The sequence below is a fragment of the Polynucleobacter sp. MG-28-Ekke-A2 genome (assembly GCF_035012985.1).
GTDB lineage: Bacteria > Pseudomonadota > Gammaproteobacteria > Burkholderiales > Burkholderiaceae > Polynucleobacter.
In genome coordinates this window covers 45,566-57,289 of record NZ_JAYGQU010000013.1, presented here as the reverse complement: position 1 = coordinate 57,289, position 11,724 = coordinate 45,566, and the positions used below count along the sequence as shown (strand labels likewise).

The 11,724-nt window shown below is 43.0% G+C and carries 13 protein-coding genes; 7 read left to right on the top strand and 6 right to left on the bottom strand.

From position 1 onward, the window contains the following. Window positions 1-67: 67 nt before the first annotated feature. A complete protein-coding gene (locus VC188_RS08880; RefSeq protein ID WP_323483699.1) occupies window positions 68-388 on the bottom strand; it encodes a helix-turn-helix transcriptional regulator in 321 nt (106 codons plus the stop codon). A gap of 174 nt (window positions 389-562) precedes the next feature. Here VC188_RS08880 and VC188_RS08875 point away from each other — a divergent pair, with 174 nt between their 5' ends. Both VC188_RS08875 and VC188_RS08870 read left to right on the top strand, forming a co-directional pair. Then, a complete protein-coding gene (locus VC188_RS08875; RefSeq protein ID WP_323483698.1) occupies window positions 563-1,561 on the top strand; it encodes a hypothetical protein in 999 nt (332 codons plus the stop codon). Window positions 1,562-1,566: 5 nt separating this feature from the next. Then, window positions 1,567-2,286 carry a hypothetical protein gene (locus tag VC188_RS08870; RefSeq protein WP_323483697.1) on the top strand — a complete coding sequence of 240 codons (720 nt, stop codon included), beginning with the start codon at window positions 1,567-1,569 and terminating at the stop codon, window positions 2,284-2,286. A 122-nt stretch (window positions 2,287-2,408) separates the two neighbouring features. On the opposite strand, the gene VC188_RS08865 is transcribed toward VC188_RS08870, so the two are convergent. After that, window positions 2,409-3,182 carry a hypothetical protein gene (locus VC188_RS08865; protein ID WP_323483696.1) on the bottom strand — a complete coding sequence of 258 codons (774 nt, stop codon included), beginning with the start codon at window positions 3,180-3,182 and terminating at the stop codon, window positions 2,409-2,411. Window positions 3,183-3,439: 257 nt separating this feature from the next. On the opposite strand from VC188_RS08865, the gene VC188_RS08860 reads away from it, so the two are divergent. The 4 genes from VC188_RS08860 to VC188_RS08845 all read left to right on the top strand — a co-directional run bounded on the left by VC188_RS08860 (window position 3,440) and on the right by VC188_RS08845 (window position 5,927). Beyond that, window positions 3,440-3,964, top strand: coding sequence for a hypothetical protein (locus tag VC188_RS08860; RefSeq protein ID WP_323483695.1), 525 nt, complete (start codon window positions 3,440-3,442; stop codon window positions 3,962-3,964). Beyond that, a complete protein-coding gene (locus VC188_RS08855; protein WP_323483694.1) occupies window positions 3,961-4,650 on the top strand; it encodes a hypothetical protein in 690 nt (229 codons plus the stop codon). The genes VC188_RS08860 and VC188_RS08855 overlap by 4 nt, the downstream gene beginning before the upstream one ends. 500 nt (window positions 4,651-5,150) lie before the next feature. Next, window positions 5,151-5,519, top strand: coding sequence for an ADP-ribosyl-(dinitrogen reductase) hydrolase (locus tag VC188_RS08850; RefSeq protein ID WP_323483693.1), 369 nt, complete (start codon window positions 5,151-5,153; stop codon window positions 5,517-5,519). 39 nt (window positions 5,520-5,558) lie between these two features. Beyond that, window positions 5,559-5,927 carry a hypothetical protein gene (locus VC188_RS08845; protein ID WP_323483692.1) on the top strand — a complete coding sequence of 123 codons (369 nt, stop codon included), beginning with the start codon at window positions 5,559-5,561 and terminating at the stop codon, window positions 5,925-5,927. A gap of 324 nt (window positions 5,928-6,251) precedes the next feature. On the opposite strand, the gene VC188_RS08840 is transcribed toward VC188_RS08845, so the two are convergent. Then, window positions 6,252-7,340 carry a glycosyltransferase gene (locus VC188_RS08840; protein ID WP_323483691.1) on the bottom strand — a complete coding sequence of 363 codons (1,089 nt, stop codon included), beginning with the start codon at window positions 7,338-7,340 and terminating at the stop codon, window positions 6,252-6,254. Window positions 7,341-7,792: 452 nt separating this feature from the next. Here VC188_RS08840 and VC188_RS08835 point away from each other — a divergent pair, with 452 nt between their 5' ends. Further along, window positions 7,793-9,931 carry a hypothetical protein gene (locus VC188_RS08835; RefSeq protein ID WP_323483690.1) on the top strand — a complete coding sequence of 713 codons (2,139 nt, stop codon included), beginning with the start codon at window positions 7,793-7,795 and terminating at the stop codon, window positions 9,929-9,931. A 39-nt stretch (window positions 9,932-9,970) separates the two neighbouring features. Here the strand turns inward: VC188_RS08835 and VC188_RS08830 are convergent, their stop codons facing one another. From VC188_RS08830 to VC188_RS08820, 3 genes are all read right to left on the bottom strand, one after another. Beyond that, the gene (locus VC188_RS08830) at window positions 9,971-10,558 is read right to left on the bottom strand and encodes a hypothetical protein (protein ID WP_323483689.1); all 588 of its coding nucleotides are present in this window, start codon (window positions 10,556-10,558) and stop codon (window positions 9,971-9,973) included. 110 nt (window positions 10,559-10,668) lie between these two features. After that, the gene (locus VC188_RS08825) at window positions 10,669-11,196 is read right to left on the bottom strand and encodes a hypothetical protein (RefSeq protein WP_255538618.1); all 528 of its coding nucleotides are present in this window, start codon (window positions 11,194-11,196) and stop codon (window positions 10,669-10,671) included. A 14-nt stretch (window positions 11,197-11,210) separates the two neighbouring features. After that, the gene (locus VC188_RS08820; RefSeq protein WP_323483688.1) at window positions 11,211-11,702 is read right to left on the bottom strand and encodes a hypothetical protein; all 492 of its coding nucleotides are present in this window, start codon (window positions 11,700-11,702) and stop codon (window positions 11,211-11,213) included. Between the last annotated feature and the right edge of the window lie 22 nt (window positions 11,703-11,724).

Sequence of the window (11,724 nt, the reverse complement as noted above, 5' to 3'; positions counted from 1 at the left end):
CCAAGGGCCTGGATTCCAAAAGCGAGTTAAAAACGGTCACGCTGAGTCTGGAATCAGCGGTCACGATCTATTTGGAATGACCGGTCATATTGCTGGAATGGGCGGTCACGTTGGGCTGGAATACGCACAGATTGGTAATTTGGGGGTTTGCCGCATCCGTTAACTCGGGATCAGCAGCGTGTGAAAGTGAGACCTCTACATTGAATAAGCGCAAAATTTTAATTAACCGTTCTGCGCTAGCTAATTGGGGATTTAATTCAAATTCAGCGTAACTTTGCTGGGTGATACCCAGTTTTTGTGCGACTGCAGTTTGCGTCAATCCAGTTGATTTTCGAAACCCCCGCAAAATTGGTTGTAACTGAGCAATGGTTTTAATTGGATAGTCCACGGTATGCGCCTTTCACGGCCAATGCATTAAACAGGTTATGGCTTGTATTTTACTATTACAGGCTATAGGTTGTATATTTACCACGATTGTTTTCATCGACACATCCACAAGACCTCCATGCCTATATAACTTTAATTTGCACGATAACAATAACAATGTTATCGTGTTTATATTATGTTAATTAATAGAGAATCCATCGCTCGCTACCTCACGAACACCTTGGGGATGGCCGATCTAGAGCTAACCGACTACCCAAAGGCTACGCAACTACCTTACTTGCTTCAAGACCAGTTTGAGTTTTTGCAGATGAAATTTGCGAACCATTTCGTAATTTTGGCAATTCCAAAAAAGAATATCCCTTTACGTCAAATGCGAGATGCATTGAGATATTTGCCCAGTGATCAACCACTGGTTATGTGCTTTGAGTCTTTGGCGTCTTATGAAAGGCGCTATTTGATCGAGCAAAAAATTTCATTTTTAGTGCCAGGCAATCAGCTCTATCTTTTGGATTTAGGCATTGATTTGCGTGAATACTTTCACCGTAAGAAACAAGCACCGGTTCGTGCACTCAACCCTGCGACGCAGGCAATGTTGTTATGGTTTTTGCAAAACCATCAATTGACAACGGAGTGGGCTCCCAGTGAGGTTGCAACTACTTTGAAATATACAAGCATGACAGCTTCTAGGGCAGTTGCTGAATTAGTGGAATTGGAGTTGTTCGAGGAATTTAGCCGTGGCCGTCGTAAATATTTGCGAGCCAACGATAGTCATGAGCAAGTTTGGCAAAAAGCTAAACCGTATTTAAGAAGTCCCGTGAAGCAGGAGATCTGGACTCGTGAGCCAGTCTACTTGCGCCCGTCAGAAATTTGTTTGGCAGGGATTTCAGCTCTATCTAAGTTAACTACGATTAATTCCGATCAAGAGACTTGTTATGCTTTGTCTCCTCAGAATTGGCAAGAGGTTAAGCAGAGTCTTGTCCTTTTATCTGAAAAAGAGCCGGGAGCTCGCTGTTACCAAATTTGGGCATATGAGCCTAGGATGTACCGAGAAGGTTCAATCTCATCAGGCGCGTCTTGCGTAGATGCCCTTTCACTATGGTTGAGTTTCAGAGATAGTTCTGACCCCAGAATTGAGTTGGCGCTAAGTGATCTAGAAAAGGAATTTAGATGGTAAGGGGTTTGGATGTTTTTACACAATGGTTTAAAGAGTTCTCTGATCAATATGTATTGATTGGTGGAACCGCCGCATCCTTGGCCATGAAGGAGTTTGGCGTACCATTTCGAGGGACTAAAGACTTAGATGTGGTGTTGCACTTGGAGGCATTAACGCCGGAGTTTGGCGAGATTTTTTGGAAGTTTATCGATGCGGGTGGCTACGAAGTTAAGCAAAAGAGTGATGGCAGTCCTCGGTTATATCGCTTTAAGAAGCCAAAGGATGAAAATTTTCCGTGGATGGTAGAGCTATTTTCAAGGTTGCCTGAAGGCGTTGAGTTATTTGAGGGTAGTCGTTTGAGCCCCATTCCCATGGGGGAAGACATTTCGGACATGTCTGCGATTTTGCTCGACCGGGATTATTACGATTTTGTGATGAGTGGGCGCAAGACGCAGGAGGGTCTGACGTGGATTGCTGAAGATCGCTTGATCCCCTTGAAAGCATTGGCTTGGCTCAATTTAACCCGAAGTCAGGAGGCCGGAGCACCTATTCGTCCTGGCGATATTCGCAAACACCTAGACGATGTGGTTAATTTATCCAATCTATTGAGCCCTCAATTGAGGATTAGTTTGGGATATAGAATTTCGGCTGATTTACAGGAGTTCATCGCCAAGGTTAATGTAGATGCGTATCCTGATTTTGCTCAAGTTAAAGGGCGTTTGGTCTTGGCTTATGGTCTTGAGTAGGTTATGTATTATTTTGGTTGCTTGAAATCAATATCAGATCAAGAAACATCTGAACGTTAAAATTTATCTTGAGCCGATATTGATATTTTTACCCTCTATTGCGCAGACTATTGGCTGGAATCTTACTCTTCCCGATCAAGCTCATCTTCTTCAGTCATTAATAAATCAATCTGAGCTTTTAAACGACTTTTATCTGCCTCATGAAATGGTATTGGAATATATAACCATGCCCGCCTTCCACCAGACAATCGTACCGGAATCTTGTCAACATTGATTGGCTCTGAGGACGGCTGAACTGGCTGCTCGGATAAATGGTCGGCAGCTTTTATTTTTACCACCTGCTTTTCAATTGATTCGGCTTGAGGGCCTGATGTTTCAACATCGCTATCAATCGATACATTTTCTAGGATTGGATTGCTCACGCTATCAAAGTACCCAGCAAATTCAACTGATTTACGAAAGACCGTTAACGCTGTTTCTGCTGTGTTGGGAGTAAATCCACGTTGAATGAGTTCAAATTTTAAATTGGCATCCGAAGGTAACCCTGAGCTATAACGCTCTAATAACTCAGCGTATAACTGGGGTCGACGTAAAAACCCAATCAGCAAAGAGTGCTTCATGGCTTCATCTGGCGCAAATTTATATGCCTCAACCTCTTTAGTTACCACTAAGAATCCATCCTTTGGGCGACTGAGTAAACCAAGGTAGCGGAGTGAGGCGAGGAGGGTGAGTGCAGCACCATTATTTGCATTCTTATATCCCAGCGCTTGCGCCACTACATCGGTTGGAGCTGGGTGCAATCTTTCTGCCTCATAAATTTGGAACGCGCGATCTAACGCTTCATTTAGCGCTACTCCTGGTGCACGAGGACTTCTTTTTTTAATATTTGCTTCCATATAGCTAACCTTCAAATGAGCGTTATTTGCACTGATCTATGTACAAGGTATTTAGTATGAATTAACTTATACTAAAAATATATACTATTTAACATTCTACATACAAAAAACTAATTTTACAGCCTAAATATTAGGCTTTATTGAAAATATGGCATCAAGTATTCTGTATTCTTGAATTTAGAACGATTGTCTTTTTTGACTATATTGGGTAGAATTCTAAATTCAAGAATACAGAATACTTAGCTGGAGGTACGAATATGCGCTCTAAACAGCCCTTGCTTAAACCCCAAGATTTGGTAGTTGCATTAAAAATTGCTGCAAACCGAGAGCGTGATTTTACCTTTAATCAATTGGCTTTGGAGTTAACGATGCCAATTTCTGAAATCCACGCTGCTTTTCTTAGGGCCGAAAAGTCTCGTCTTGTTTCAAGATCAAACGGAAAAATGGAGTTTATTGGTTCAGCTTTGCGTGAATTTATAGAGCATGGCGTTAAATATGCGTTTCCAGCGGTCATTGGCGCTGCTGAACGCGGTGTCCCTACTGGAGTCAATGCAGCGCCACTGAGTCAATATTTTGTGGGGAGCAATGAAGCCCCCTTGGTTTGGCCTGCCCATGAAGGATCTGTAAGGGGGCAATCTTTGTTACCCCTGCATCCCTCAGTGACTCAAGCGGTTAAAGTAGATTCTGGGCTATACGAATTACTGGCTCTTGTGGACGCCATTCGTGCTGGCGCAGCTAGGGAGCGTGAAATGGCTATCTCTGAAATTGGAAAACGGTTGTGAACCTAAAAAATGATCCCAATATTGCCAACATTGAGCATATTGCCCAAGCATTAGGCGAACTTCGCAATAGCGTTGTGCTCGTTGGCGGAGCGGTGGTGGGTATTCTCATTACCGATACCAATCGACCGGCGGCACGGCCGACTTTGGATGTTGATTTGGTGACAAAGGTATCTGGCCGGGCAGAGTACTACCGAGTGTGCGAGGTTCTGCGCAAAGCAGGCTTTAAGGAGAATGATCAAGTAATCTGCCGCTGGACAAAAGATGGTGTGTTAGTTGACCTTATGCCGACTGATCCCACCATTCTAGGGTTTAGCAACCGCTGGCACGAGCTTGCCATGCAAACATCCATTCCCATGACGCTTCCTAGCGGTCTGGTTCTGCGACATATTTCGGCGCCACTATTTATTGCAAGCAAGCTTGAATCGTTTCATGATCGTGGCAAGGGCGATTATGCTCATCACGATATTGAAGACATCATTAATTTAGTAGATGGCAAGTCAGATTTGAATAGTGAGTTAGCCCAAGCCTCAGCAGAGGTTCAGTTATTCATCCGCGAAGAAATTGAAGATCTTCTACTAGACCCAGACTTTATGGCGCAAATACCATGGCATTTAAATCCAACAGCAACAGAGCAAGACCGCTCCGCCATTATTATTGAGCGACTAAGAACACTGGCGGGCTTGTAAGGCGGGTAAATCATTGGGCGTAAATATCAATTGAGCGCCCATTACTGCGAGGGCTATTCTCCGCATATTTTGCGGAGAAAGGATCATTAATCACCGCATGAACTAGTCCAGAGTTTAATGTCAGGCCAGTGACATTGGTGCGAGCTCGCATTGTTTAAATTTTTAAAGTGCCGTGTCCACACTCTTTTCGATTGAGTTCACAAAGCTTCTCCAAAAGTAAAGAGAGCGTGTCCACGCCCTCTTTAAAAATTGACATGATCTCCATTCGCCTCTGAATTCAGAAAATACATTCAAAACTTTTCGATTTTTTAAATCGAAAAAATGATTTTTGAGGCCCACCTTTTGTTCTGAAATCGCAAAATTGAGCCAAATCATTTCTCGATCCCGGGCGTTCCAAAGCAAATTCTCAGAAATATCACTGTGTCATGGGTCTATATGGTATATGGCTTAGAGGGCGATAAGCCTGCTAACACCATGTATCGAACTGGAAAAGAGTATTTTTGGAAGCTGATCCTAAAATTGTATTGCTCAATTTAAAAATATACGATACAATTTGTATATACAATTTCATTGGGCTACAAATGAAAAATTTAATAACAAGTCAGTCAGTTTTAGATCATATTTGGGAAAAACATCAACTTAGACGGGTTGATGTTGAGGAGTGCTTTTTCAATCATTTTGAGCCAAAATACATCGAAGATGACAGAACGCAAAATAAAACAAACCCGCCAACCTATTGGTTCATATCTGAAAATCACCAGTCTGTTAGGTTGAAGGTGGTTTGTGTTTTTAAAGATGGGCAGGTGTACTTGAAAACCGCTTATCCACCAAATGAAGTAGAATTGAGTATATACAATAACTCTAAATAATCGCTATATAGTATATTTAATTTATAAAAGAGGAAGCAAATGAACTCCAAACGGCTTGCAAAGGAAATGACAAATACTCCCGATGCATGGGAGAGCGGCGAATTTGGGCAAAGTCTAGAGCATGTAAGAGTAGCCCCAAGCAAATTAGCATCTGAGATTGATGATGCGCTTGGTTTACAGATGATCTCCATTCGCTTGGATAAAGAGTTGATTGATATGTTCAAACTTTTAGGCGGAAAATACCAAATGGGCTATCAGCCTTTAATGCGGGAAGCATTGAAGCGGTTTGTCGATGGCGAACTGAAGATGGTGGCGCTTGAGGCTTTGGAAAAACAAAGCTTAGCGAGATCAAAATCAAAGGATGAGAAAAATCATCCGAAGAAAGAAAAGGTAGCCAAGGCTGCATAAAACAAAAGCCCCATCAGGGGCTTTTTTATTAAGTGGAGGAGTGGTTGTTCTCTCAAGAATTTTGAGAAAGTATAGAAAAAATGTCATCAACTAAATCATTCAAAGAAACTGTCCATTTGAGAATCGAGCGTGATCCTACTTTTAGATTGGCTTTATGCCAAGAGCTGCTTTTAGCCTTTTGGGAGGGAGATATCACTCTTGGAAAAACCTTACTTCGAGACCTACTAAATCACAATTAGCATTAAGATTTAGGCCCGCTATGGGGTATTAGCATTTACATTGCTTTGCGAAATATCCTCTAATTTCAGTGAGAGGGAAATGGGGCTAATTAATCGGATGCATCCATCCCGGCGTTCTAAAGCTCACAATTCTCTTATAGAGCCATACGTAACTGAATATATAAAGGGCAAAAAATCCAATCAAAATAGGGGTTGATTGCCACCAAAGAATTGCCGGAATAATGGCTAGACTGGTTAGCATCCAAAGGTAAGGAGATGTTCTGGCATTTGCTGTAAACCAATCATCTTGTTTTATGCCGCTTTTACCTGAACTAAGAACGCGCCTGAAAATTAATGAATGAAAATGAATGCCATCAGGCTGACCAGGGCTCTTACCTTGGTGAATTTTCCTGCGATAGATTGTAAATAGAGTTTCAAGGATTGGATAGCCATTCACTAGCAAGGCAAACCATGGGGATACGTTGCTATGTCTCGATACCAGCATGATGCTAATCATGGCAATCCAAAAACCGATTAAATAAGCGCCACCATCACCCAGAAAGATAAGGCCTCTGGGGTAATTCCAAACAAAGAAGCCAAGTATGGCGGCCACCATAATAAAGCTTAAAGAAATCATCATTGGATCAGCAAGTGCGTAACTCATGTAACCAAGTGCCATAAGAGTGATCATTCCTACCATGCTGGAAAGACCATTGAAGCCATCAATGATGTTGTAGGCATTTGATAGTCCAGTTACAGCAAATGCAGTAAATACAATTGCAATTGGCGAAAATCCCAAGAGGTAATCGACTCCAGGTATATCAAGCTTGGTGATCTGAATATTTAAAAGATTGATTGCTAGAAGTGCGCCAATAGTCACGAACAAAAGCCTCATGCGTACACTAATTTTTTTGGTGAGATCTTCTGTTAGTCCGATGGCAAAGACTGGAATAGCGCAAATGAGAATTGTTGATTCAATGACAGAAGTGGGTTGTGCTTGAAGCTTCAGAAGTATAGCAATCAAGACACCTATGGCAATGCCAAGTCCGCCAATTCTTGGCACAGCTTTTTTATGAAACTTTTGGGGGCCTGATAAATCAGAATCTGCAGAGATGTGGCTATGTAGATGCTCAAAACGAATAATGAGCAAAGTTGTAATAAAGGATGCAAAAAAAGCGGATAGTAAACCAATCATTGGTTAATTATAAGTTCCAAAATCATTTGTTGAAAATGAAACTCAGTAGCCATCCTGGCCTCCTGCTAGGCCTAAATAAACGGTGGGAAAGCATTTCGATTCATTAGGTGGGTTAGCTATTCTCGAGTTGTCTTGTACCAATCATCCAATTCCGTCAAATCAATGCGTAATTACCTGATAACGAGATCTGTAGCTTGGTTTACCCTAATTCTTTAGGTCATTACTAAAGGGGGTTGGCATGCTGTCTATTAAATATGTGAATAAAAGAGTGCGCCTATTTAGGCTGGAGTTGAGCCCACTGATTTTGGCTGTCATTGGGGTTTTGGTTGTTATTTGGCATCTTTTAAGCTTTTTGCGGATTCTTAAATAGTAGAGCAAGTGCTTATTAGCTCAAGGTAGGGGGGTATTACCCTACTAGCGGTACATTTAGCGGCGCCGGCAATATAAGCTGCATGATTAACCTCATGTCGCCTGAGCAACATGTAAACGCTGGCCAATACGTAGCATTAATTGATCAGAATCTCTGTAATGACACCAGCACCAGCACCACTTCAGGAAGTTCAGTTGGCTCAGATCCATCATGGGTGAATGCTGTGCTGAATGTAACCCAAAATACTGACTCTTCGATTGATGTTATTGGCAGCCTTTTTGTTCAAAAAGATGGCGATGGTCGTAAAAAGATTATTCAGATTCATGGCACTGTGTGGGGCGGCGCAGCGGTCTACGCTCCTTATGGCAAGTGGACAATGAAGTATTGCAGTACTCTAGCCTCTTCAGCGGTCGGTAGCTGCGATGACGGTTCTGGGTATGTTGCGGTAGATACAACGGGTATCACCACTTATCAGGTAAATGCTAGCAATCATCAGGCGGGTACTGTGGTTTATACGTCGCCAACTACTGGCTACGGCATCATTGACGATACGAGCAATAGTCCAAAAGTGAGTGGCAGATTTCGCTTTGGTAATGGTATCTACCTTTGGAACGATACACAGTCAGGTGCACAGTCTTGTTATGACCCAAGCTTAAGTAACCCCAATGTGCAGTACTCAACATGGCAAAATTATTTATACGATCAAAATACTGGTGCTAAGCTTGCTTACACAAACCCAGGATTTTTTATTAGTGAGCATGGCTCAACCAACCAAATTGGTGAAGCAAACTATGATGGTCTGAATTTCTGGTCTCAAGATACGCCTGCTCAGGTCAACGCTACAACTGTAGATGGCCCAGATGGAACTGCGTATACCGTTCATAAGATGCCGGGCACCTTAAGAAAAGTCACAACCAATGTGGGCAATTTTGATCAATTGGATGGCTTGGGTATTAATTTCGGATTCTGGGGTGACCAGGTTAATGGTGTTTATGGAAATATTGCGATCGTTAAGCAGATTTGTAATTTAAGTGCATGCCAGTCTTTAAGTTCTAGTAACAATATTGGCCTTATCGGTACTTGGTCGAAAAGCACGAGTAAATTTACCTTTACAGGATTTGCTGACTGGAATAACAACGGTTCAATTACCAATTTTCCTGCTACCGCGGTTTCTTATTCTGATTTGACTGGCAATACCTACAAAATTCGGGGTGGTGGCGGTTGGATCAATGGCGCAAACACTAATTACAATTTCCAAATGTCGCAATGGAATTGCAGTGGCGGCTCTTGTGGTTATATCGTCTATACACCAGCAACTGCGCCAGTGACAAAGCAGTCTCAGCTTAATATCAAACCATCTCAATTGCCTGCACAAACACTTGCTTGCGTTGGTGGTATGTGCCCTAAATGGACAACAACCTTAAGCGATGTTAGTGACTTTGTTGGTAGCCCAAGTACAAGCAAGCAAGATATTGGATGGGATCCGTCAACTGGCACGCCAACAATTAGCGGTCATGCGATTGATTGGTCTTCAAGTACCTTGAATCCAAATCAGCAATCTCATTACTACAATTTGTATACCGCTGATAATTTATCAGCCATGGCTTGTACAGCAAATGGTGGATCAGCAGGGGCAGCTTATTGTTCTAACCTGATTACTAGCCCGGCGAGTGGGTCGACTACTTATTACACATGGCAGTCTGGTGGTCAATGGGATAGCTATGCATATTTAACTAGTCCTAGTGGTAACTCGCCAACCTTTGATCCACCAATTAATTTGAGCTATACAGTGCCTGCTTTGCCTGGCAATACAGCTTCTTATGTTGGCAGTACTATTAGTTTTCAATCCCCTCAGCCTGGCAATTTATGGGTTCCAGGACATTGCATTGATAGCTCTGGCGCGCAAGCAGCTTGTAATTCCAGCAATCAATGGGTGAGTGATGTAAACATTCCATTTGCGCAAGATGCCACTGGAACAGTGAATAAAACAAACTCTGATGGCTCAGCTACATCAACTAGCTACTACGTTAAGTGGCTGCAACGCGGCGTATATTTCACCACGCTGCCAATTGCACAGTGCAGCGGGTTAGATTTATCTGCTGCTAGTGGCTTGACCTTGCCTGGCACTAGTTTGATTGATCCTGCTGTAGCACAGCAGCCAGTCCCTTCTCAAAGTGTATTCCAGAGTAAGCCAAGTGTAGTGAATGGAGCTGCGCAGTAATGAGCATTACTTGAGGAGCTCTTTACTTGGCTTCTCAGCTTAGTTTGAATGTATGGGTTGTCCTAATATGCGAATATTAGACAACCCATTTTTATTGTCCTGCCAGCGAAAAGGCGTCCCAGAAAGTATTCCCCTTAGTTCTTGTTGAACTGCGGCTGGTTCGCAGGATAGGTGGGCGGCAGAGAAATCTTCGTTCAGACTGATCTCACAGAAATATGGCCTTCCTCTTTGCGCTTGTTGGGCTTCAAAAGCGGCGATGGCTTGATTCAACTGAAATTGGCGTTGCTGACTTTGAATGCGAACCTGAGTTTCCCAGCGCCGATCTTTAGTGTGGGATTCTTCTTGAGTATTGGGACTTGGCATTGCTTTATTGAGCGAAGGGCCCAATAGATTTTGACCGGGATTAGGCCGCATAAAAAAAGGCACTTCTGTGACATTAGAGTTTGTTTCCGGTTTGGCTTCGGAGTTTAGGGACTTAGAGGGAGAGGGATTTTTAGGTTCCGTGCTTTGCGTTTGAATTCGGTCTAGCGCCAATTCTTGTGTTGAGCTATCGCTTGAATTGACTAAGAAGATCTTTAGCCATCCCCGACTCTTGCCGCTGGGTAAAGGTTCATAATCCGGAAGCATTTTCCAGGCTACTAAATGAAGCGCAATGCTCAGTATCAATGCAATGAGTAGGGGAAATTCTAAGAGCCTCAAAAGAAAGTGACTCTTATTAGCCTCTCTGGGATGGAGTGTTATTCCCATACTTTCAGTTTAAGCTGCAATGAGATAGCCCCATGCACTCGATCCCCAATCGTTGGAATGACAAAGACGTTTGCCCCCACCCAATCACCTTCCCAAGTAAGTGCTGGCAGTGCTGCTGCAAACCATCCGCCATTATTGGTTTGTGGGTAGCCATTAAAGCCACCAAATACAGCGCCAATTTTGATGGGGCCAATAGCAATGGGTTGGTAATAAATGCCAGCGTAGTTTGAGTAAGCGCGATCACTGTTATAAAAACGCCCGGCTGTTAATGATGCAACGGTATTGAATCGATACTCCAAACCAGCGCCCCAATTGTCGCCATTAAAGTTCTTGTCTTGCTGAAAGTGATAAGAGGCCATGCCTGGGTTGATCCATAGTTGGTTTCTGGTTTCAGGTTTAATCATCTGAAACACATCATCAGACTCAGTGGCTAAGACGACGCCAGTCTGCATGGCGATCGCAGCAGAGGTAATGACTGGAATTGCTTTATGAAGCCGAGGAAGTAAGTTCGGTCTCATATTAATTTAATTGCTTATTTCTTATTGGAGCCGCTAGCTTTATCGCTCTTATCTTTATTGGTTTTATTGAGCTTGAAGCTGAGCTTCTGTCCTTGATAGAGTAGGGTGGCAGACTCATCACCAATACTTTGTAGGCTTAAGCCTTTGCCAATGGTTTCGCCAACGCTAATCGCGTTAGTTGGTTTGCCATCAATTTCAAAAATAGCAAATCCATTAACTGCTCCATCTGGACTGCCATCAGGATTTTTTGAGGTGATGACAACACCCCGCAAATAGATGTTTTCTGTGGCCAATGGCTTACTACCAAAAAGAGCGTAAGCAGTATTGGCATCCTGATTGGAATACAAAGTCATCCCTTTGGAAATCCCATTGACTGGCTGACTTGGAGTTCCCGGAATTTGGATAATCTTCATGAGCCAGAATGTCGCTGAGAGCGCACAAGCTAGCATCAATCCATAGGTCATTCCCTTGCTGGCCGAAGAAGGCGTTAGCCAACTCAATGGCATGCTCAGAGCTCTCTGAATGCGC

Bases quoted from the DNA above. Each gene is read 5' to 3' on its own strand.
- VC188_RS08830 (WP_323483689.1), bottom strand. From the start codon at position 10,558: ATGCTTCCGGATTATGAACCTTTACCCAGCGGCAAGAGTCGGGGATGG.
- VC188_RS08835 (WP_323483690.1), top strand. From the start codon at position 7,793: ATGATTAACCTCATGTCGCCTGAGCAACATGTAAACGCTGGCCAATAC.
- VC188_RS08820 (WP_323483688.1), bottom strand. From the start codon at position 11,702: ATGCCATTGAGTTGGCTAACGCCTTCTTCGGCCAGCAAGGGAATGACC.
- VC188_RS08840 (WP_323483691.1), bottom strand. From the start codon at position 7,340: ATGATTGGTTTACTATCCGCTTTTTTTGCATCCTTTATTACAACTTTG.
- VC188_RS08845 (WP_323483692.1), top strand. From the start codon at position 5,559: ATGAACTCCAAACGGCTTGCAAAGGAAATGACAAATACTCCCGATGCA.
- VC188_RS08860 (WP_323483695.1), top strand. From the start codon at position 3,440: ATGCGCTCTAAACAGCCCTTGCTTAAACCCCAAGATTTGGTAGTTGCA.
- VC188_RS08875 (WP_323483698.1), top strand. From the start codon at position 563: ATGTTAATTAATAGAGAATCCATCGCTCGCTACCTCACGAACACCTTG.
- VC188_RS08865 (WP_323483696.1), bottom strand. From the start codon at position 3,182: ATGGAAGCAAATATTAAAAAAAGAAGTCCTCGTGCACCAGGAGTAGCG.
- VC188_RS08825 (WP_255538618.1), bottom strand. From the start codon at position 11,196: ATGAGACCGAACTTACTTCCTCGGCTTCATAAAGCAATTCCAGTCATT.